This is a genomic window from Dyella sp. NPDC103356, assembly GCF_055584465.1.
The window spans coordinates 119,056-140,151 of record NZ_JBVJLZ010000011.1 but is presented as its reverse complement, the minus strand read 5'-3'; the positions used below and the strand labels follow the sequence as shown (position 1 = coordinate 140,151).

Genomic DNA, 21,096 nt, shown 5'->3' with positions numbered 1-21,096 from the left:
CCACCCCCGTCCCCTTACACGCGTCCCCTTACACGGTAGCATCATCCCCGCAATCTGAATTCCTCTGACCAAGGCGATGCGTTCTAGGCCTTGATACGGCTGGATTAACCCCTCATTCCGCAGTTCTGACATGGCAATCCTGCTGACTCGCCCTGGCGGGACGAGCATTGTTATATGCAATGGACAGGCACTGACGCTTGCCACCGCTTGCGTTTCAACCACGCCCCTTGGGGGTACGTAGCCAGTGTATTTCAGAACTTCAGTCGCGTATTCAAGAGTACCCAGGTGGGAATTTTTGGAGGAATCGACCCCGCGTCTGGAAGTTACGCCAAATAATGGTACACATCACGTTCGAAACCGATGGAGCGACGCCGGGATCTTCAGCCTTCGGATGAAAGTGCATTGCCTCGGAAAGCTGTCGGAGTAAACTGGTTAAACTGTCCGTCTTGGCAGTTACAGGGGGAAAGCCATGCATCCGAAACCTCATCAAGGAGCAGCGGCTCTGCTGCCCATTCTTTCGCCACCCGGGATGATGACGGTACTGACATTGCCGGCAACATCCTGAAAGCCGCACGACGCATGGAACACGAAGCCTCCGCAGGACACGGGGAGGTAGCCCAGGGGTGGCGCCCCACCAGCTCCGTCGGATCAGACAGCTTCGCAGACCATGGATGGCGACCAGCTGAGTTGCGCAGTACCAGCGCCGTGGCGGCCGATCAGCAATGCTCCAACGTATACCGGTAGCTGACCGGTTATCGAACCACTTACAACTCCTTTGACTTGATCATGGAGTGCGTGGACGGCAGTTGCTAATCAGCCCATATCAAGCGGTCAGGCTGCCCCTGACCTGAGTTGTGGTGACGCGATCACTTCCCTCCATTGTCAGCAAGATCGGGGATAGGAGATGACCGCTATCAAAAACAAGGGGAAATACGTGTCCAATGACCATTTGAAATGGAAGTCCATCAAGGAACTTCCAGAGCTTTACAACGATGCTGTCAATTACAGGCAACGTCATCAAAAGGAGCTATTTAACAAGCTTTTCCTCAGAACGGAAGCTGTGGAGCAATGCCTTAGGCCAGACACCTATTACCTGATGGGAGAAAAAGGCGCAGGGAAGACTGCCTATGCTGTTTACCTGGAAAACAACAGCGTCAGCGATACGCGATGCCAGGTCACGACCATGACCGAGACACAATATAAGCGCTTCATTCGCCTGAAGAACAACGGGAAGATGGAATACAGCGATTATGCTGCTATCTGGCGGGCAATCCTACTCCATCTCGTGGCCGAGATGATTGTTACCAAATCGAAGGGTGCCGTTCACGTTCTGACGGGCAAATTCAGGCGACTTGAGGACGAGATTCGAAAATTCGGAAAGACCGCAATGAACCCCGAGGTCGATAGCGCCTTTGAAGCAGTAAGCGGTGAAAAAATCAGTGCCGGGATAACCGCCTCAGGAGTAGGCTCTTTCAATGCCGAAAAATCAAACGGCACGAAAGAAACAACATCGACAATTAAGCACCACGTTATGGAGACGGAGACGGCGCTACGGAGCGCCATTGCCTCTCTCAAGCTCGACAACACTCATATTCTCTTTGTGGATGGCATTGACTATCGACCGGAGGGAGTGTCGTATGTCGATTACATCGAATGTATCAAAGGAATGGGAGAAGCGGTCTGGCAATTGAACACTGACTTCTTTTCCTCCATTCGTGACTCGAGGGGCCGCATCAAAGTTGTCCTCCTTGTTAGGCCGGATGTGTTCCATGCCCTGAACCTTTACAACTCCAATTCTCGACTACACGACAACACCGTTTTCCTTGACTGGACAACCACAGAGAAGGCCTTCCGCTCCTCTCCCCTCTATGAGGTTAGCGGTCGGTATTTCGCCAGCCAACAGCGTTTTATGATCACGGACGGAGATGCCTGGGAGCACTATTATCCCAATGATACTTCCTCGGAAGATTCGGTTTTTCGTCGTGCCCTGAGGAACACCTTCCAGAAACCAAGGGATATTTTCACCCTCATCAAGATTTCCAGAAATGCCATGCTCAAAGCAGGCAGGGGTTCAGAAGACCGCTTTCCACCAGAATGGACCACAAGTGCTGCTTTCACCAAAGAGTTTTCCGACTACCTTCTGGGCGAGGTCAGAAACTACGCGGCCTTCTATATGACCCAGGAAGACTTCACTATCTATATGAAGTTCTTCCAGTATCTCGATGGGAAAAGCCGTTTTAAGATGGTGGATTTCGAGAAGGCCCATGCGGGCTTCTCCGCATGGGCTGCCGGTGAGCAAATTCGGGCAAAGGATTACCTACGGGACCCGGAGTCGCTCCTGCAGTTCCTCTATGACGTCAACCTCATTGGTTACTCTGAGGACCAGGTGGGCGGTGGCGACAGGTTTTTCCACTGGTCGTTCCGAGAGCGCTCCTTGAACAACATCGCCCCAAAAGTCAAATCCTCAGGCACCTTGGTGCTAAACCCTGGTGCCCTGAAGGCGTTGGATATCGGAAAGAAGATGGTGTCGGACCACGAGGCTGCCCCTCGGGTGCGCAAGCCGAAGCCAAGCAAGCCCAAGTTCTGGCGTAAGAAAAAGAACAAGCCCGCTTGACCGGCGGACGGGCGGAAGCCGGCTTCCAGTTTCGGAACAGTTTCGGGGACGGAGGTAGTTAAATCACGCGGAGTCTTTGGAGAGTCCATGTGTCTTCGCGGAATATACCCAATTGACCACCTCAGCCCCCCCCTGCACCGAGACCTGCTTGTTCCGTGGGCGATTCGAATGCCAAACTGTGATTTCTACGCGACGTCTGAGGATCATGGCCTTCTCCTCGACTGGCTATTTGCAGATGGGGCCTGCCATGTCTACGAGCTCTCGTCAGACTTCGAACAACCGCTTAAGCAGTTTCATTCGACTGACGACGTCTTGCGTCAATTCGAGCGCCGTTATCCGGGAGGAGAGCTGTGGCATAGCGTCTACCTGCAGCTTTATATCCTGGGTGCCGGCCCTCCGTTCAGTGCTCGCCGTATCCAGTTAGATCCAAGCGCGTGCAACGGCGCGACATTTAGATACGCGGCAGAGGGTTGGGGGCTAGTGCAACTCTATCTTTCTGTGCCTCGTGCCAATCGCTTGGAGAACTCACATACGAATCACAACTCCGCGAAGCGAGCACAGGCATGGGCACCCATCCGTGGAATTGAGTACGGTCCAGATACGTGGGACTTCCAACGCATCGATTCGTACTCGTCGCGCCTCAATCGACAGATCAGGAAAAATGGTGTTGGCAGGTTCGGTAGTCGCGCCGTGCTACCCGGCGCGCTTAAGCTCTGGAACAGCGGAATCTCATTAGCCCCATATGTGCCAGGGAAGGACATCCTTGAATTGCGCACATGTAGTCCAGCCCCTACAACACCTACCCAATTCGGCCAAAGAAGCGGAGGCAGCTAAATCACGCGCAGGCTCTTGAAAGCTCACGCGTCTCCGCAGCACGCTCGATTAACCACCTCCGTCCCCTTGCACGTACTCAAACGCGCATGATGTAGCTTATCCACCGAGCGATCCTCAATGAATACGTCGACATTGCCCTCCGTTCTGCTCTTGCTTGCCGCGACATTTCCATTGTCCTCCTCGGCAGCGCCCCTAAAGGCAGGCTCCAGCGTTGTCTCAACCGACGTTTGCAGCGTATTGAAAGCACCTGAGACTTTCGTCAATCAAGTGGTACGCCTCCGCGGGCTCGTCTACCTGGGTGAGAATCACATGAACATCAGCGATAAGGCATGCCCAGGCCAAGGTATTGAGCTCGTCATCAAGTCAGAGTCTGTATTCAAGCAGGAGGATGTGCATCACTTCTACGTGCAGATGAATCGCCAGGGCCGCAAAGGTGTTGCGACCATCACGGGACTATTTCGATCGGACGATAGCCCATTGACGCCCTACGTTCTCAACATCCAACACGTAAAAGATGTGGCCCCCAGGGACAAGTAGGAAGCACGCCAATGGGACGGAGGCTTTGAGCGGGATGGCTACTGCCACAAAGCCATTAAGGATGAATAAACCCACGCCATTACTCCGCCGAAAGCAGACCCCATTTCGCGATACGCGTTTCGATGTGCGGATCCAGAGTCCGTGCGGCTGCCAGGTCGGCATGTCCCGCGTCCTTGTCGCCGCCATGAATCTTGGCTAAGCCGAGGCCATAGCGAGCCCATGCCGACATCGGCTTTTGCGCGACGACTTTCTGGTAAGTCTTGATCGATTCGGAGTACTGCCCCAATCGCAATTCGACCAAGGCGAGAGCGTCGAGATAGAACGGGTTCTCGCCATCGCGCTTGATGGCTTTCTTGCAGTCCTGCAGGGCGTCATCGAGCACCTGATTGCTCAGACCGCGCGCCCAGCAGCGTTCGGCGAGTGCATCGCCAAGCTTGGCGTCTTCATCGTGCAGGCGTATCCAGTTGCCGAGCAACGGCAACGCCGTAAAGGGCTGGTCGAGCCGGATGTAAAAGCTGGCGACCGCGCGCTCCAGCGCCGATCCCGGAGGCGCCAGATCGGCAGCTGCCGTCACGTCCGATGCGGCCCCCGTGCGATCCTTGCGGGCGAAGCGAAGGCCGGCCCGCATCATCAATGCATCGGTGTTCTTCGGGTCCAGGCTCAACGACTTGTCCAGATCGGCGAGCTCGGCATCGAACTGTTTGCCGGCCTCATGGGCCTTGGCACGGGCGACATAGTAAGCCGAGTTATCGGGCGTCAGACGGATCGCTTCGTCCAGATCGGCCTGCGCAGCGTTGGTTTCGCCGCGCGATAGATGCGCCTGACCCAGCAGGAAATAGTCTTCCGCCGTCTTGGGCTTGTCGCCGCTTTCGTCCGCGCCGGCGCCGGCATCGGGTTTGTCACTATCGCCCGACGCGGAAGCGAAGGTAAATACGCGTCCGCCGTTGTAGGTGAAATAAGCTTTCTTTTTGCCGTTGCCGATGAACATATGATGGGCGAGCAGAAAATCCACGCCTAGCAACATGTCGGTGTTATTGCCAATTTTTCCGTCGATAACCTGCATCTGGCTGTGCTGGATGGTTTCCGTGCCCACCGAGAACGTATCGATGTTCACGATCCAGCTCTTCATCACCTTCGCACCGATGCCGGAGCTCTTGCCTCCCGCCCTGACACCTGGCGCATTGAGGTCGATGCCAACCCTCTCGGCGGCGTCGCGACCGAGCACCGTGGCGACCGCTCCTGAATCGAGCAGCGCCCGCACTTTTTTGCCATTGATCGTCACGTCGAAGAACGTGCGCCGATCGCCCTTGTGATCGGACGATTCGATATCGGCGACGTTGTATTGGCCGTCCTTCACCCAATAGGCAAGTGATGCCTTGTCACAGTGGTCCGCCTTGAACAGCGTCATCTTGCCGTGCGCCAGATCGATTTCCAGGTCGGCCACATCGAGCAGGTTCGCGCCGAGCAGCCCATGTCCGGCATCGGAACCGCCAACGATGAAATCAATATTTTCGAGCGTGGTACCAAGAATGCCGAATTGCTTGACGTGGGCCTGCTGGACACTCGCGCTACCGCCGACACCATTGACGCGAAAGCCAAACGGCGCCAGCTCCAGCTTCAGCCCAAGCGACAACGCATTCGCATTCGACATGGTGTTGAAGAAAGCGCCGGTATCGAGGATGAAGTGCGTATCGGCGCCATTGATCTTTACCGTGGTTATGGCGCGATTGCCGATCATTTCCACAGGTAACGTGCCGTACTCCTTGAGCTGACAACCATCAGCCCAGGCTTGGCCAGCAAGCAAGATGCCTATGCAAAGGCAGCAAAAACGCAACATTCCCTTCCCCCTGTTTTCTGTCGCCACACCCTGTCTGTGGCGATGCGCAGAATAAGATTACCGTTTTTTTTGTGGGGAAATGTACTGGGCGCGACCGTGTTTCGATGTCGTGGCGATCGCTAAAACTTTCGACGCAATAGACTGCGGTCCTGCCCATGCGCGACCTGCGCACCTAATCCTGGAATCGCGCGGCACGGCGTTGCGGATCAAATTCCATCAAACGGTAATCCCCGTCCTCGCCGACGCCGGAACCGATCTCGATGAAACCGTGATGGGAATAGAACGCCAGCGCGGACACGTTGCGACTGAGGCATTTGAGCCGATAACGCGTCGTCGACCAGCCAGGCAAGGCGTGTAGCAATACGCTACCGACACCGCGACGCACCCATGCGGGGTCGACGAACAAATGATGGATAAATGCGTCGGGCTGCCACAGTGACAGGAAACCTACCGCGATGCCGTCACGTTCCGCGACAAGGATATATTCGTCCTTTGTCTGCTCATCGAAATCCCCAAGCCGAAACGCATCTGTCGGCTGCCATGGAAATGCTTTTGTACGCGAACGAATGAACAGCGCACGCAGCGCCGGGCTGTCACTCGCAACAAAGGGGCGTACGAACGTATCGCGTCCTGAAGGGGCGGAAGTAGTTAAATCAGCGACCATAAGAAAACAGCCGATAACTCACCAAACTTTGCCTATTGCGAAGCACTAAGAAGTATCGGCTTCACCATCACCTCAATCTTTTCGGCCATATCTTCTGCCGGCATGCGATCGGGTGTTTCAAACCACAGACGTGCAGCCCCGAAAATGGCCCAGGCGACTGTGGTTGCCAGCAACCCCGGATCAACGCCGGGCGCCAAAGGGTGGTCAGGAGAGCCTTCGCGGAATATGCCTTCCACGACCGGGATGATGGAGCCTTCGATGGGCATCTTCGCCAGCTGACCAGGGCAGCCCGAGGTCTCGGAAAGATAGTCGCAGACACCCAGAACGATGGCCCGCAGCCCACCGTCGCAGTCCGTGAAGGACAGGCCACGGCGCTCGACAAGATTGCGAAAGCGCACTGCGGCCATGGCCTGCAGGAGGCTGTTCTTGTCGGGGTAGTGCAGATAGAAGGTGGCCCGGTTCAACGTGGCCTCATCCGCGATCTCCTGGATGGAGATGTCCTCAAACTGCTTTTGAATCAACAGCCTACCCAGTGCATCCATCAGCATCCTGCGACTGCGCAGGACGCGGGGGTCGATGGTTTCTGTCGCAGCTGCGGATGAGATCGTCTTGGCCATGCTCGTTTAGCTTAACGCCTTTCTCGGCAGCCCACGCTTAAACGACATTTGTTGATTTTCTTTTTTTGTCATGTGATGCTTAAACGACATTTGTCGCATAAGGTTCGCCGCCATGACCACGCTTCTGCATATCGACTCCAGCCCGCTGTATGGGCAATCCGTCTCGCGCCAGCTCTCCGCTGCTTTCGTCGCCCATTGGAAGTCCTCCCATCCGGGTGGAACCGTTGTCGAGCGCGACCTCAGCGCGACGGCCATTGCGCCCCTCAGCGCCGAATGGGTGGCAGCCGTGTTTACGCCGGAAGACGCTCGCTCCCCGCAACAGAACGAGCTGCTTTCTCTTTCCGATTCATTGATTGCGGAACTCGAGAATGCCGACGAATACGTCGTTGGCGTGCCCATGCACAACTTCGGCGCACCCTCGGTGCTGAAGCTCTGGATCGACCAGATCACCCGGGTCGGCAAAACCTTCTCTTATGCGGACGGCACCCCGAAGGGCCTGCTCGTCGGCAAGAAAGCGACCTTCATCATCGCAACCGGCGGTGTCTATGACGCCCAGACGCAAATGGCATCATTCAATTTCGTCGAGCCTTATTTGCGCTCACTGTTTGGCTTTCTCGGCGTGACCGATGCCACCTTCCTCACGGCGGGCGGCACGATGGCACTGAACCATGGCCAGGATCGCACTGCATTTCTCGCGCCGCACCTTGAGGTCATCCAGACTCATGCGCTAGCGGTTTAACGATCACAAGCTTATGCTGGCCATTCCTGACCACTGCATTTGGAGACCTGCTGTGGTCAGGAACCGAGATAGCTAAATCGCGCGATCTCTCGAAAATGCACGTATCGCCGAATGCTGCCGCAAGCAGGCCAAGGGGCGTTGATAGCATCGTTTACGACATGAAACTTCGCCTCGGTCGCGCCATCTACTAAACCTATAGTTGACAACATCATGGCCCAGCGTATCATCTACTAAATCTTTAGTAGGTGACCGCCATGAAGATATCCCTGACTGACCGCGAAGCGGACGTCATGCAAGTGCTGTGGGAACACGGTCCGTCCGTGGTGGCCGAAGTCCGTGAGCGACTCAGCGACAAGCTGGCCTACACCACGGTGCTCACCGTGCTGCGCACGCTCGAAACCAAAGGCTACGTCGCCCACGACGAGGAAGGCCGCGGGCATCGTTACTTCACAACAGTAAAGCAACAGGTGGCGCGCAAGAGCGCCCTGCTCCACCTCACCAACAAGCTGTTCAAGGGCTCGACGGAACTGCTGTTCTCGCACCTCGTATCGGACCAGAAGCTCACGCCAGCGCAGCTCAAGCGCATGCGCCAGATGCTCGCCGAGAAATCCGACGAGGACAAAAGCTGATGCTCGCCTGGATGATCTACGTGGTCGTCGTCACCGCGATGCTAAGCGCGGCAGCATGGCTGGCCGAGCAAGCCTCGCGTCGACGCCGTGCTGGCAGCCGCTGGATCTGGATAAGTGCCATCGTGGCGTCCTTGCTGTTGCCAGGCATGATTGCGTCGGTATCCATCCAGGTCCCCAATCTGTTCAAGCCCGCTGCATTGTCGACGCCGTTGGCATTGCGCGACGAGACGTCATTGCCTCTGCCCGCCATGATCGCTGAGCTCGGCACGGCGGTAGCCGCAAGCGATACATCGACACGTATAGACATCCTTCCTCTTGTATGGATCGGCCTGTCTCTTGCCGTTGCCATGGCGCTGGCGATCAACACAGGCCTGCTGCATCGCCGGAAACGCCAGTGGCAACAAGGTCATCTTCTTGGGGCTCTCGTCTGGATCGCGCCCGATGCGGGCCCCGCCGTCGTCGGGCTCTTTCGGCCACGCATTGTCGTTCCCGCGTGGCTGATGGAAAGCAGCAGCGCGCATCAGCAGATGGCGATGGCACACGAGCAGTCGCACATTCAGGCCCGCGATCCGCAGATGCTCGCCATCGCACTGGGCCTTCTTTTGACCATGCCGTGGAATCTGCCGCTCTGGTGGCAACTTCATCGTCTGCGTCGCGCGATGGAAGTGGATTGCGATGCGCGCGTGTTACGCGGCGGGCGCGATATCAATACTTACTGTGAAACGCTGATTGAAGTGGGTCAGAGCCAATCCACCCATATCGGCGCTGTCGCTGCCATGTCCGAATCCCGATCGTTTCTCGAACAAAGGATCAAGATCATGCTTGTGAAACCCAAGAAATGGGCCGGCGTATCTGCCCTTGCCCTGGTCTGCCTGTCGGCGGGCATGGTGACCTTCGCCGCGCAGGTCAGCCCACCGAATGCTTCCGCGCCTGCGCCAGTCATCGTGCCGGACCATAACAATGCTGGCGACGGTTCCACACCCGCACCTGTCATCGTCCCGGACCTTAAAAATGCCGGCGAAGCCGTGGGCGAGTATCAACTCGCTCCCTATAGTGTCATCACGGTCGCGCTCACCAGGACGCAGCTTTCAGTGCAACTGACAGGCCAACCCCCACTGGATGTTTTTCCGGCTGACTCAGGCTATTTCGCAGCGAAGACCATCAATGTCAGGATCGGCTTTGAACGCGACGACCACGGCCAGATAAGCGAACTGATTCTGCTGCAGAATGGTCGGGAGTTGCATGCGCCGCGCATCAGCAGCGCTGCTGCGAGCCAGATCGCACAGGCGCTTTCCGATCGTGTTCGCAATCAGCAGCCTTTTCTCAGCAGCAAGAAAGCGCTGGAGCTGATCCTGGCCGATGACGATAGCGGGCAAGGCATGTCGCCTGAACTTGCCCAAGCCAGGGCACGTCAGAAATCGCAACGCGAGCAATACCTGGCGCAGCTTGGCCCCGTGGTCAACTACCATTTTGCCGGCGTGAACAGCCAAGGCTGGGACAAATACCTGGTGCGCCATCAGCAAGGCACAGAAGACATCGCCTTCGTGCTTGATTCGAGGGGAATCATTGTCGGCGCGGTACGTCACCCCTGAGCGGCAAGTCATTCTGGAACGGCGCCTCCTTGGGATCGAAGCGGCATTCATAGGAACCCAAACAGATATGGCGCCGCACCTCCAGGTAGTCCAGATTCACGTACTGCCCGTTTAATAGCGGCAAGGTCAATACCGATCACCCTGACTCGCATCAGGGTTACACCAGCATTTCGTCACTGATGCCAACGGTGCACAAGCACCAGAATTTCAGGTCATCGGTTAATGGCCCGGAGGATATTGTTTAATCCCTGCCCACATCTCAATGCCAAGGATGGCAGCGGCATTGACCGAAACGACAACTGCGCTTGGCCTCATAAATCAATTGATCATCGATTTTGAAAATAGATGCGCTCAGTTAAATCACGCCTCTAGAGTACCAATGAAGCTGAGTGACTTAATCGACTTCGTATTAATTTGCGTTTTTCGACAGCAATATGGCCACCCTCGCTTTTCAATGAAAAAAGCAGGCCCATTAAATCTGTGAGCTGCGCGGCATAAACCTGCCGACCCTGGTGATAGCGTCGCATTCGGATGCCACGGAAACGCAGCATCCGTAATAGAAGGGGCTGACAGGCTCGCTTAATGTGCTTGTCATCGGATCGAGACTCAGGGCAGTCCGATTTACTCAATGAATTCGTCAGAGCGAGCTGCCGTTTTATATCGGCATGCTCTCGATGCGTATGCGCGGCCTACCTGAGCCTGCGATTAAAGCCACATTGGTTTTTCCATGGTTGGTTTAATTCAAGGGAGTGCTCATATATGACTGATTCTGGATACGTTGCATTACGCGCGCTTGCGCGCAGACCCCTGATTGCGATGCTGGCACTGGGCTTGGGCATGCATAGCCTGCCGACTCTTGCAGCGACGCAAGGCGCGGATGTCACGACTTGGATGACGACCCGAACGCAAGCGTTCACCGGCAACAATGCAGCCTTCAACGGCTACGCTACGGATCAGGAACCGGTATCGATCACCATTTCGTTGAAGCTGCGCAACAAGGATGTGCTCGATAGCTACACCCGGGAACTGTTCCGTCCTGGTAGCCCGTCCTATCACCAGTTCATGACCAGCGAGCAAAGCACGGCGACCTTCGCGCCGACACAGCAGCAGGCGCAGGCCGTCGTGGACTACCTTACCCGGCAAGGATTTACCAACGTACAGATCGCCGCGAACCGCCTACTGGTAACCGCCGATGGCACAGTGGGCACGTCGCGCCGCGCGTTCCATACCGAGGTCGGCCACTTCACCCGCAATGGACGCAGTGGTATCGCCAATACCCTCGATGTGCAGATCCCGGCGACGCTGAGCGATTCCGTCGATCGCGTGCTGGGCCTGCAAACGTTGGACCGGGCGCAGACACTGTCCTGGCACGGCCCGATGCAGCCGGTGACCGTATCGCGCTCGCTTCCGCACTCGAACTATCACATCGTCACCAGCCCTGACGGCAACACCAATGCGCACGGCTACTATCCGCAAGAATTCGCGACGGTCTATCACGCCGGTACGGCCTCTGCTGCTACCAATACCACCGCTGCGCTCATCGGGTTCGGCAGCATGACCAATTCGGTGAACGACCTGGTCCAGATGGAAAGCAGCCAGGGCCTCGCGGCCGTACCCACCCAGATCGTGACGGTGGGCGGCGCCAGTTCCGATGATTCGGGCCAGGGCGAATGGGGCATGGATGCACAAGCCATCGTGGGCATCAGCGGCGGCCTCAAGCAGCTCATTTTCTATGCCGTCGGCGGTAGCGAAACACAGAGCCTGGCGCTGCAGACGATCAATCGCGTCGTCAGCGACAACACGGCCAGGGTCATCAACATCTCCTGGTCATGGCCCGCGTGTGAGGACTCCACCGCGGGCTGGGCCGATTCGGCCTTCCAGCTCGGCGTGGCTCAAGGCCAGACCTTTTCGGTCGCCAGCGGCGACAACGGCGCACTGCCCTGCAATGTGGCCGGTGGCAATGGCAGCTACGGCTCTACCCTGGGCGTGGAGTACCCGGCCGCTTCACCGTATGTGGTAGCCGTTGGTGGCACGACCCTGAACACCACCACCGCGGACGCGTATCAATCGGAATCATCGTGGCCTTATAGCGGCGGCGGCATCAGCGCGCGCGAAGCCAAGCCGTACTGGCAAAGCTCGCTGTCAGGGTCGTTTCGCCAGGTACCCGATGTTGCGTTCAATGCGGACTGGACCAATTCACCGGTCGTCGCTTACTTCACTGCAAGTGCATCAGCGGGCATACCTTCATCCGGTTACTACACCAACGGTGGCACCAGCCTGGCCTCGCCATTGTTTGTCGGTGCCTGGGCGCGCCTGGAGACCGCCTATAGCAATGCGCTGGGCTTTGCCGCTCCGTCGTTGTATGCCTATGCGAGCACGTTTCCATTCCACGACGTGACCACCGGCAACAACGGCTATTACGCCGCCGCTACCGGGCGTGATAACGCCACAGGTTGGGGCAGTTTCGACATCCAGGCGGCGAACAGCTTCATCGCCGCCAATCCCGGGTTTGTTTCGGGTGGCACCGGCACCGCCACGCACGCCGGCATGACCTGGACGAGCCGTGCGAGCGTGGTGCATGTCGGCATCGATAGCACGAGCAATCCGTATTCCGGCGATACCGCCATTACTGCGGTACTTCCCGTTCTATGCATCGACCCGGCCAACCTTCCCGCGCCTTCCGGAATCAATTTCGATTCTTCGGATGGGTGGGCGGCAGGAACCGTGGCGTTTACCGCTCCCGTGTCTGGCACCGCCTTGACCAGCCGCGCCGCCGCTGACGCCATGTGTTCTGCCGCGCACGGCAGCGGATGGCGGATGGCCGAGTTCCACGATGGTGGTGGCGGCTGGACCATCTGGGCCGCTGGATCGATTCCGGCAGGCACGACCCGCTACTGGACCGCGATCAATGACCAGCCGGCCAATCCGTGGAACTCCACGACCGGCAAAGCGTTGACCTGGACCAACATCGCGCCGTCGACCGGCTCGCTGGTCCATGTAGGCATCGACAGCGTGTCGAACGCTTATACGGGCGATACCCCGGCTAGCGCCGTGCTTCCCATTCTCTGCATCGATATCACCAACCTCCCTGCGCCCTCGGGTATCGCCTACGATTACTACGATGGATGGGCGCCAGGAACCGTGGCGTTTACTGCTCCCGTATCCGGCACGACTTTGACGAGCCGCGCCGTTGCCGACGGCAAGTGCGCCGCAGCGTACGGCAGTGGCTGGCGCATGGCCGAGTTTCATGACGGCGGTGGCGGCTGGTCCATCTGGTCGGTGGGGTTGGCTCCGACAACTGCTACTCGCTTTTGGACTGCAATCAACGACCAGCCAGCCAATCCCTGGGACTGATCGGATCGCGCACCTTGCCTGACCGGCACGACGTTACCGCCGGCAGGCATGAATGAGGTTTCGCGAAGAAAAACGGCGCCGTAGCGATACGGTGCCGTTTTCGTCTGCCGATCCGATGACGCCTGCAACGCTTCGAAGGCGACCGCCTGATCTGGTTCCACTCTCCTCGGCGTCCGCAGCCGCGCCATCACGGACTTTCCAGATCAACCGTAACGTCAACATAGAACCAGGGTATATCTGACCACGCGCTGCGTGAGTGAACCAACGTCTCGCCCGAGGTCATCGTGACCGTCGAGTCGGCCTCGATCGGCAAGCGGCCATCGCCGATGGCCTCACCCTTGGCTGGAACCACCTGCCACCCGCAACATAGATAACGCTGTGCCTCCATGCCGGTGTCGCGCATCAGTTGCGATTCGACACTGGCAGCATAAAGGCCCCGTGTTCGATAACGGGCAACCAGAGCGCGCAGTTGGGCATCCTTCCCCTCGTGGCATTCGACGAATTCCAGATGCTCCGGCTTCATGTCGTATCGCCCGAGGAAATCGCCGCACTGTGGCGTTTCATCCGGCCAGGGCTTTTTCGATGCCTGTGGCTGCGTCATGGCGATAGGGAGCACCACCTTGCCCGTGCGATCGATAAAGCCCCAACGCCCGTCCCTGGATGTATTACCGGACTTGCTGCAGCCCTGGCAAACCGCGGCGCGCCCATTCCTGAAAGGCGAGCCATCGGCATAAGGTCCGGCCACTTGATGGAAATCGGCATCGAAATAAGCGATGCCGCCTTCGACGATGCCGCGTGTAAGACCTTCGGCGAAATAGTCCGCACCGTTGTCGAAGGTAACGACAGGAAGCGTCTCGCCATTCCGCTTGACGTAGCGCCAGCCGCCGCCATCGCCCAGCACCATCAATTGGCCAAGGCCGTACTTGCCGTACGTCAGGCGCTTACGCATCGCCGGAGCGACATCCAGCCGACCGTCGACCAAACGTGCGCAGGCATTGCGCGGCCCCAGCAGCTCCAACGCGGGCGGATGGCCGATATACACACAAGACAGATCGAATGGGCGCGCATGGAGCGCCATGGGCAGTAGCAGGAACAAAAAGGCGATCAGTGCCGCAAGCGAATGACGCGTCCGTGCCAAGGCATATCGCAGAATCTGTTTCATGGAAGCATGATGATCCAGTTATCCATCACAATGCACGCCTCCGCTGACGACGCCGAATATCCGTCGGCATCGCAGGCAACGCCCGCGATGCCCAGACGATAGAAGACGCCTGCCGATCACCCGGCAAACAAGCTCGAAAACACTCCGGTGCTCTGATCGGCAGTCACCAGCGACCACGACGTAAAGTGCGCCAACAGATTGATCTGGGTCGCCGATAGCTGGGTCGAAAACGTGCTGTAGTGCGGAAACCCGTTGGCGTTCACCTCTGTCGCCACAAGCTGTTGGACCGAGGGATTGCTTGCGAACTGCGCGGCCCAGTTGCTCGCATAGTTGAGATACACCCAGACAATCGTGACCGGCTTGCTGCGGGCAGCAACGCCGAACCACGTGTTGGCTTGCACGGTGAGGCTCTGCGAGAGGATCGCTGGCTGAGCTGGATTTGCGGCACCGCCCGCCGCTGCCGACAGTCCAGACAGGAATGCCGCGAATTCGCTGCTCTCGAAAACCTGGTTGTTGCTAAATATCTGATGCTCCGGACTCGCATGCCCGGCCGAGTACAGAACGTAACCTTTCTTGTCGTCGAAGGGTTGATAACCGAACAGCGGCGGCAACGAGCTATCGACCTCGATCAGGGTCCCTGCGATCCAGCCGCCTTTGCCGTCGGGGATACCGACACTCCTGGCCGCCATCGGGATCTCCGTGTTCACACAGACAATCACGCTGTCGATGTCGCTGAAAGCAAGCATGCTGGCCAAGCCATTGTTCTCGAGGCTGCCGCCATCGGCGAAAGTATTCGGGTTCTTATTGGTAGCACCGTCCCCCACAGGCCACGAGGGATAGGCCGGCACCAGCTCGTCGACATCGGGGAAGCTTATATCGGGAAGGGAGATATCAGCGCGCCCCTGTGCCGCAACCGAGCCACGCGCGACGAGGGCGCTTGCCGTTGCATGCAGTTCGAGTGGCAGATGGCTTTTGATCCAGTCCCAGATCGCCTCCCCTTCTTCCCACATCCATTTGAAGAACAGCCATGGGTCGGCTTCCCACTGCTTGATCTGATTCTTGACGGTTTCTGCGAACGCCACACTGCTGGTACCCATGATGTCGGTCAGCGACCACTGGCGGGTCTGCGTCACCGTTGCGATCTCGGCGGATTGAGAGGTAAACGAAGAGTTGAACGCGAACGATTCGACGCCCCCGCCGCCCACCGCCAGTCCATTGGCATCAGTGGCCTTGGCCGGCGCTCCAACCACGCCCGTCATCAGTCCATTGGACTGCACAGGGGCCAGCATTCCAAATGAAATGCCCGGGACGTCGACGAACATGCTCATGTTGCAGATATGCAGCGGTCGCTGCGTGCGCGAGGCATCGACCTGATCGGCAAACAGATACGCCGTCTCCAATGCCAGGCTGCTGTTTGCGCTCGTGATGGCCTGCAATGAAGCCTTGGTGGCGGAGAACATGTCCTTGGGCTGGCCACCATCGATATTCCAGTCGAGCAGATGGTAGGAGTCGAGAATGTTTAGACTCATCACCATCTGCCACAGCATGCTTTCCGGCAACGGATTGCTCGGACTCGTCTGCAGAAATAGCTCGTAAAGCAACACTGCGGTTCCCGCGATGCCCTCCAGCGAGAACACGAAGGACGTCATCGGATTACCGGCGTTGCCGACAGGCAGGTTGGCCAGATCCGCCACCGTCAAGGAGCCTTGATTGGGATTGTAGGTACCCAGATACGCGGCATCCGTCGGACCCGATGCAGGCATGTATTGATACGGCACGCCCAGCCACGAGCCGCCGGATACGGTCGACATCGCCTTGATCTGCGCGAGCAGGCTGGTGCCGTTGGCCTGGATCGCCGCCAACGCACGCAACTGCCCCATGCCGGCATTGCAGGCACGTGTTCCACCACCGGACAGACACAGCCCGACATTGCCAGGCGTGGAGGCTGGCTTGTAGAGCTGATCGATCGTCAATGGCGGCGTAGCGACTACGGATGCACTTAAGGATGACGTGGTCATGCGTCTCTCCGTTGAGGGGACTGCGATGAAAAATCCAATGAGTGAAATAACCGGCATAAAAAACCGGCATCTGGAAATGCCGGCTGTCACATCTCGCCTTTGGGCGATTAACTATGTGCGTTTATTACTATATAAATTCTATTGTGACACTGGATAGTGGGATTCGGCACAAAATAATCCATCAAAGCGCGACCCAAAAATAAGTCATTAGCTCGCCCCCTCTAAAACTCCGCCAACCATCTCTATCTTGCAGGAGCGACTTCAGTCGCGACCCACGGATACGTCACGGCCTGTCGCGACTTAAGTCGCTCCTACAAAAACCAGGCCGCCCTTCGAGGCGCCCTCAGTCATCCGCCCCATGGATTGAACCAAAGCACTCCCAAGTGGCACTCACGCGCGTTAAACTTAAACGAAAGTCATTCTCATTCGCACCAACTTGCGCATTTACTTGCTCAATTTCAGGGAAAAACCATGCCGCATCAGCGCATAAAGACGCACGCAAATTCCTTCGCCCTCATCCAACGCATCAGGGGGAAATGGCCGATGGGAGCCGCTGCGCTTTTCCTCATGAGCACTCCCTGGGTCAGCCAACTTGTCGACGCCCAGGACGCGACCAATCTGGCGCCGGTTGTCGTGCAGGGTATTGCGCCGACGGGTTACAGCCAGAGTGATCGTGCCAATGGGCCGAAACAGAAAGCCTCACTCGGCAAGACAGATACCAAGCTGGAAGACCTGCCCGCCAGCGTGCAGGTGATTCCGCGTGCCCTTCTGTCCGAGCAAGGCGCAAACATGCTCCGCGATGCGGTGTACAACGCCAGCGGGATCAATTCCGGCGGACAGGATTCGAAGGGCTATTACGATCACTTTCTGATTCGCGGCTTGAATGCGCAGGTCTATAGCGACGGGTTTTCCGATGGCGACCAGTTGAGCGGGCTGTCGCATTCGCTCAATGGCGTCGAGCGGATCGAGATACTGGAAGGCCCAGGATCTGCCTTGTTTGGTAGCGGCCCACCCGGCGGTACGATCAATATCGTGCATTACACGCCATCGTCCACCCTGCATTACGGTGGCAGCTTGCAGGTCGGCTCGTTCGGCACGACCACAGGCAGTGCCTACATCACCGGCCCGACCGGCGTGAACGGCCTGGACTACCGCGTCGATGCCACGGTGTCGCACACCGACGGCTTCCGCGATCTTGCCTCGCGCGACCGCGAAGTACGCCCGGCCTTCCGCTGGCAATGGGGCAACCATGTCACCGATCTGGCGTTCGACCTGCGCGATATTCATGAGACACCGGACTCGTATGGCCTGATCTATTTCAATGGCACGCCGATCCGCCATGTGTCCGATAACGCCAAGTACTCTTCGCCCTTCGCCACGGCGCACTCGAATTTCTTCCGTACCACGCTGAGCGACCAGTGGACGGTGAGCGACTTTCTTACCATCAACAATCGCTTCTCGTTTCTGCATCGCACGCTCGACGCCATCGTCAATGGCGATAGCGCCAGCACCAAGGTTACCAACGGCCAGGTGGTCACCCGTCAGCTACGCGACCAGGACGACAAGGATCGCAGCATCGACTATCAGTTCGAGCCGGTCTGGAAGTTCGCCACGGGCCCGGTTCAACACACTTTGCTGACCGGGTTCGAATACCAGCAACAGAAACTCTCCTCCGAACGTCAAACCGCAGATCTACCCAATATCCCCGACGCGTTCGCACCAGTGCCGCCGGAAACCTCGCTTTCCCAGGTGCACTTCCTGTGCGATGCCAAGCATTCCTGCGATAACGATCGCTTGGGCGCGCGTTACTACAGCATCTACGCCACCGACCAGATCGATGTCACCGATGCACTGAAGATTCGCGCCGGCGTGCGCCAGGATGTGTGGAACACCGCGCTCACACCGCGCATCACCGTACCTGGCCGCTTCGGCACGGACGCCAAGCCGCTACTCGCCGGCGTCACGGATTCGCGCAACGACGCGCCGTTCAGTTGGAACTTGGGTGCCTTGTACAAGGCACTTTCGTGGATGTCGCCTTATGTCGGCGTCTCCAGCAGCCACCTGACCAATTTCAATTCCGAAAACACACAGAACGGCGTCGGCGCACCGGAATCGGCCCTGCAATACGAGGCCGGTATCAAGTTCGCCTGGCTCGACGATCGCGTGGTGCTGAACACGGCGGCCTTCGACGTCAAACGCAACCACGTGGCCACGGCAACCACCATCAACGGTGTTGAAGCGGTCGTGTTCGACAGCCAGAAGACGCGAGGCGAAGAGGCGTCCGCCGATGTGGCCGTGACCGATCAGTGGCACCTGCTCGCCAATGTGACGCACCAGGATGCCTTTATTACCGACAACCCCCAGGGCATCACATCGGTAGGGCATCGACCGCAGGGCGCACCCGATATGTTGGCCAACCTGTGGTCGACCTATAGCTTCCGCATCGGTGGTATCTCGGGCTTTCGTGTGGGTGCGGGCATCAACTACCAGAGCAAGAGCTATAGCGACCTGACCAACGTCAACTCGATCCCCTCCTACGCGATCGTCAACGCGCTGGTGGGCTACGAGGCGCCGACCTGGGGAGTGAGCGTCAACATTCACAATATCAACGACCGCCGCTATTTCATTGCAGCCAACGTCGCCGGTGCCTATGTGGGCGAGCCGCGCAGTGCGTTTCTCAACGTGCACGCGAATTTCTAAGGGATAGCTGCGCGCGTATCGTCCGGACAGCTCTACGCTGTCCGGACCCGGGTTTCACAAACTTACCAAACCTCCCTCAGCCACTCTCCAGGCTCGATCCGCAAGCGCTCGCCGAGGCCAAGCGCCTCCAAGAAACTCTGGTCGTGCGAGACCACCATCAACGCGCCGCTATAACTGTTCAACATGGATTCCAGCGCCTGCAGAGACGGCAAGTCGAGGTGATTGCTGGGCTCATCGAGCAGGAGCAGTTCGGCCGGCCGCTCGCTATACAGAGCGCAGGCGAGTGCGGCCTTGAGCCGCTCGCCGCCGCTGAGCAAATGGCTTGGCAATCCGATACGCCCGCTGTCCAGCCCCAGCAACGCCAACCGGTTTCGCAAGTCATGCTCGCTGGCCACCGGGTTCGCCGCTCGTAATTGAGCGAGCACGGACAAGCCCGGATCGAGCATGCTCAGCTGCTGGTCGAGATAGACCGTGGGCACATGGGTTTGGGCGTGTCCCGCCGAGGGTCGAAGCTGACCGGCAAGCACCCGCAACAAGCTGGATTTGCCCGAGCCATTAGGCCCGACCACGCCAATGCGTTGCCGCCCCAGAACAACGGTGTCGAATGCCGCGCGATCGACGGCACCGAATGGCAGCACCACACCGTCGAGCGTTGCCACCCGGCGTTGCGCCGCCGCGGGCGAAAGCGGCGCGAACAACATAACGGGAACCTCTTGTTCGATCTGCTGCGCAGCCTCACGCACTCGCTCATCCAGCGCCTCGCCCCGCTCCGCATGCTGGCGCTGAAGCTTTCCCAACGACTGCTCGCTGTTCTGCTTTTGTCGACCAAGGAACAGCGAGTCGTGGTTGGCAGTTTCCGCATACCGCACGCCGCGTGCGCGACGTTGATCCAGTCGTTCACGCTGCTCGTGCAAAGCGCGCTCACCACGCTTGCGTTCCAGCTTGCGCAGTTCCAGCTCTTGCATGGCAGCATCGCGCTCGCGCGCCTTCTGCTCCGCATACAGCGCATAGCCACCACCATAACTAGCCACGCCACGCGGTGTGAGTTCCACTGTGCGATGCATGGTCCGCAACAGGTCGCGATCGTGACTGATCACCAGCAGCCCACGATTCCATCGCTGGAGCTGTTCCAGCAGCACTTGTCGGCTTGTCGCGTCAAGGTGATTGGTGGGCTCGTCGAGGATCAGAAAATCCGCGTCGCTCAGCCACGCTCCCGCAAGCGCGACGCGCATGGCTTCTCCACCGCTCAGACTCGCTGCGGACCGTTCGATCGACAAGTGGCCAAGCGCACTGGCCTCCAGCTCCGCCTGCAGGCGCTGACGAATGTCCCAGTGATCGCCTACCAGATCGAAATCGCGTTGCTCCATGCCACCCGCTTCGATGCGCGACAAGGCTTGCAGCACCGGTGCGATGCCCAACAGATGAGCCACCGTCGCGGCAGGATTCGGGGCGACGCTTTGAGGCAGGTAATACACACGGCCGGATCGCACGCAGCGGCCGGTCGTCGGCACAACGCGCCCCGCCAGGATGTCGGCCAGCACGCTCTTGCCCACGCCATTGCGCCCTACCAGACCGGTAGGCTGCGGATCGAAGTGCATATCGAGCTGGGAAAATAGCGCTCTGCCGCTGGGCAGAACATAAGACACGCTTTCCAGCGCAAGGGACGGATTCGTCATACGGACTCCATGGATGCCAGGCTCACGCCACCTTCGACAGGTGGATAAGGCGGGCCGTCAAAAGACGGCGGCATCAATGGCGCATGGGACGAATACCTTTATTGAAAAAGCAACCCGGTCAAT

At 58.3% G+C, this 21,096-nt stretch carries 13 protein-coding genes; 7 read left to right on the top strand and 6 right to left on the bottom strand.

Annotation, left to right across the window (positions count from 1 at the left end; translation table 11 throughout):
- The first annotated feature begins 904 nt into the window (after positions 1-904).
- Both ACZ6WW_RS20985 and ACZ6WW_RS20980 read left to right on the top strand, forming a co-directional pair.
- The gene (locus ACZ6WW_RS20985; RefSeq protein ID WP_465275927.1) at positions 905-2,614 is read left to right on the top strand and encodes a P-loop ATPase, Sll1717 family; all 1,710 of its coding nucleotides are present in this window, start codon (positions 905-907) and stop codon (positions 2,612-2,614) included.
- A 1,143-nt stretch (positions 2,615-3,757) separates the two neighbouring features.
- Positions 3,758-3,985 (top strand): hypothetical protein, encoded by a 228-nt coding sequence (locus ACZ6WW_RS20980; protein WP_465275926.1) that lies wholly within the window; start codon positions 3,758-3,760, stop codon positions 3,983-3,985.
- A gap of 79 nt (positions 3,986-4,064) precedes the next feature.
- On the opposite strand, the gene ACZ6WW_RS20975 is transcribed toward ACZ6WW_RS20980, so the two are convergent.
- From ACZ6WW_RS20975 to ACZ6WW_RS20965, 3 genes are all read right to left on the bottom strand, one after another.
- Positions 4,065-5,789, bottom strand: coding sequence for an aspartyl protease family protein (locus tag ACZ6WW_RS20975; RefSeq protein ID WP_465275925.1), 1,725 nt, complete (start codon positions 5,787-5,789; stop codon positions 4,065-4,067).
- Positions 5,790-5,994: 205 nt separating this feature from the next.
- Positions 5,995-6,486 carry a GNAT family N-acetyltransferase gene (locus ACZ6WW_RS20970; RefSeq protein WP_465275924.1) on the bottom strand — a complete coding sequence of 164 codons (492 nt, stop codon included), beginning with the start codon at positions 6,484-6,486 and terminating at the stop codon, positions 5,995-5,997.
- A gap of 32 nt (positions 6,487-6,518) precedes the next feature.
- Positions 6,519-7,103, bottom strand: coding sequence for a TetR/AcrR family transcriptional regulator (locus ACZ6WW_RS20965; RefSeq protein WP_465275923.1), 585 nt, complete (start codon positions 7,101-7,103; stop codon positions 6,519-6,521).
- A gap of 112 nt (positions 7,104-7,215) precedes the next feature.
- On the opposite strand from ACZ6WW_RS20965, the gene ACZ6WW_RS20960 reads away from it, so the two are divergent.
- The 4 genes from ACZ6WW_RS20960 to ACZ6WW_RS20945 all read left to right on the top strand — a co-directional run bounded on the left by ACZ6WW_RS20960 (position 7,216) and on the right by ACZ6WW_RS20945 (position 13,417).
- Entirely contained in the window at positions 7,216-7,842 is a 627-nt protein-coding gene (locus tag ACZ6WW_RS20960) for an FMN-dependent NADH-azoreductase (RefSeq protein ID WP_465275922.1), read from the top strand.
- A gap of 254 nt (positions 7,843-8,096) precedes the next feature.
- Positions 8,097-8,471 carry a BlaI/MecI/CopY family transcriptional regulator gene (locus ACZ6WW_RS20955; protein ID WP_281850055.1) on the top strand — a complete coding sequence of 125 codons (375 nt, stop codon included), beginning with the start codon at positions 8,097-8,099 and terminating at the stop codon, positions 8,469-8,471.
- Entirely contained in the window at positions 8,471-10,063 is a 1,593-nt protein-coding gene (locus tag ACZ6WW_RS20950) for a M56 family metallopeptidase (RefSeq protein WP_465275921.1), read from the top strand. The genes ACZ6WW_RS20955 and ACZ6WW_RS20950 overlap by 1 nt, the downstream gene beginning before the upstream one ends.
- A gap of 759 nt (positions 10,064-10,822) precedes the next feature.
- Complete coding sequence (locus ACZ6WW_RS20945; RefSeq protein ID WP_465275920.1) at positions 10,823-13,417, top strand: S53 family peptidase; 2,595 nt, start codon at positions 10,823-10,825, stop codon at positions 13,415-13,417.
- A 187-nt stretch (positions 13,418-13,604) separates the two neighbouring features.
- Here ACZ6WW_RS20945 and ACZ6WW_RS20940 read toward each other — a convergent pair whose 3' ends face one another.
- The gene (locus ACZ6WW_RS20940) at positions 13,605-14,579 is read right to left on the bottom strand and encodes a DUF4952 domain-containing protein (RefSeq protein WP_465275919.1); all 975 of its coding nucleotides are present in this window, start codon (positions 14,577-14,579) and stop codon (positions 13,605-13,607) included.
- Positions 14,580-14,695: 116 nt separating this feature from the next.
- On the bottom strand, positions 14,696-16,597 hold the full coding sequence (locus ACZ6WW_RS20935) for a hypothetical protein (RefSeq protein ID WP_465275918.1): 1,902 nt from the start codon (positions 16,595-16,597) through the stop codon (positions 14,696-14,698).
- A 567-nt stretch (positions 16,598-17,164) separates the two neighbouring features.
- On the opposite strand from ACZ6WW_RS20935, the gene ACZ6WW_RS20930 reads away from it, so the two are divergent.
- On the top strand, positions 17,165-19,297 hold the full coding sequence (locus ACZ6WW_RS20930; protein ID WP_465275917.1) for a TonB-dependent receptor: 2,133 nt from the start codon (positions 17,165-17,167) through the stop codon (positions 19,295-19,297).
- A gap of 62 nt (positions 19,298-19,359) precedes the next feature.
- Here the strand turns inward: ACZ6WW_RS20930 and ACZ6WW_RS20925 are convergent, their stop codons facing one another.
- Positions 19,360-20,973, bottom strand: coding sequence for an ABC-F family ATP-binding cassette domain-containing protein (locus ACZ6WW_RS20925; RefSeq protein ID WP_465275916.1), 1,614 nt, complete (start codon positions 20,971-20,973; stop codon positions 19,360-19,362).
- Between the last annotated feature and the right edge of the window lie 123 nt (positions 20,974-21,096).

Excerpts from the sequence above, each read along its gene's own strand:
- ACZ6WW_RS20925 (WP_465275916.1), bottom strand. The coding sequence starts at position 20,973 with ATGACGAATCCGTCCCTTGCGCTGGAAAGCGTGTCTTATGTTCTGCCC.
- ACZ6WW_RS20935 (WP_465275918.1), bottom strand. The coding sequence starts at position 16,597 with ATGACCACGTCATCCTTAAGTGCATCCGTAGTCGCTACGCCGCCATTG.
- ACZ6WW_RS20985 (WP_465275927.1), top strand. The coding sequence starts at position 905 with ATGACCGCTATCAAAAACAAGGGGAAATACGTGTCCAATGACCATTTG.
- ACZ6WW_RS20940 (WP_465275919.1), bottom strand. The coding sequence starts at position 14,579 with ATGAAACAGATTCTGCGATATGCCTTGGCACGGACGCGTCATTCGCTT.
- ACZ6WW_RS20955 (WP_281850055.1), top strand. The coding sequence starts at position 8,097 with ATGAAGATATCCCTGACTGACCGCGAAGCGGACGTCATGCAAGTGCTG.
- ACZ6WW_RS20980 (WP_465275926.1), top strand. The coding sequence starts at position 3,758 with ATGAACATCAGCGATAAGGCATGCCCAGGCCAAGGTATTGAGCTCGTC.
- ACZ6WW_RS20945 (WP_465275920.1), top strand. The coding sequence starts at position 10,823 with ATGACTGATTCTGGATACGTTGCATTACGCGCGCTTGCGCGCAGACCC.
- ACZ6WW_RS20970 (WP_465275924.1), bottom strand. The coding sequence starts at position 6,486 with ATGGTCGCTGATTTAACTACTTCCGCCCCTTCAGGACGCGATACGTTC.
- ACZ6WW_RS20960 (WP_465275922.1), top strand. The coding sequence starts at position 7,216 with ATGACCACGCTTCTGCATATCGACTCCAGCCCGCTGTATGGGCAATCC.
- ACZ6WW_RS20965 (WP_465275923.1), bottom strand. The coding sequence starts at position 7,103 with ATGGCCAAGACGATCTCATCCGCAGCTGCGACAGAAACCATCGACCCC.
- ACZ6WW_RS20950 (WP_465275921.1), top strand. The coding sequence starts at position 8,471 with ATGCTCGCCTGGATGATCTACGTGGTCGTCGTCACCGCGATGCTAAGC.
- ACZ6WW_RS20930 (WP_465275917.1), top strand. The coding sequence starts at position 17,165 with ATGAGCACTCCCTGGGTCAGCCAACTTGTCGACGCCCAGGACGCGACC.